General features: G+C 68.2%; 1 protein-coding gene. It reads right to left on the bottom strand.

The window, feature by feature from the left end; genetic code table 11:
* Positions 1-39: 39 nt before the first annotated feature.
* Positions 40-309 carry a glutaredoxin family protein gene (locus B4M60_RS07105; protein ID WP_291081708.1) on the bottom strand — a complete coding sequence of 90 codons (270 nt, stop codon included), beginning with the start codon at positions 307-309 and terminating at the stop codon, positions 40-42.
* Positions 310-403 lie beyond the last annotated feature (94 nt).

Below are 403 nucleotides of genomic sequence, written 5' to 3'. Positions count from 1 at the left end.
AGATGTGTATAAGAGACAGAGACGTACCCGTCCGGCCGGTCAGTCCCAGCCCGGGAACCGATCAGGACGGGCGAGGGTGGCGACGAGCTCGTCGTCGTCGACCTCCCAACACGAATGCTCGGCGCCGTCCACCAACACCACCGGAAGACGGTCCCCGTACTCCATCGCGAGCTCGGCGTCCTCGGCGCGGTCGACGTCCACCACCTCCAGCGGCGCGCCGGCCTCCGCGCAGAGGGGGATCAGTTGGCCGTGGACGCGGACGCAGCTTCCGCAGCCCTCGCGGGTCAGGAGGGTCACCGTGTGCACCATGACCTGATAGTGCCCGACTGTCGGAGGGCTGCCCTAGGATGGGGGCTCACGGCCATGAGGAGGTCCACCCCGGTGAACGACGAGACCGACGAGA

The organism is Dietzia sp. UBA5065 (genome assembly GCA_002415925.1).
Classification (GTDB): domain Bacteria; phylum Actinomycetota; class Actinomycetes; order Mycobacteriales; family Mycobacteriaceae; genus Dietzia.
The sequence above is the reverse complement of the archived record's forward strand: the minus strand, read 5'-3'. Positions and strand labels throughout refer to the sequence as shown.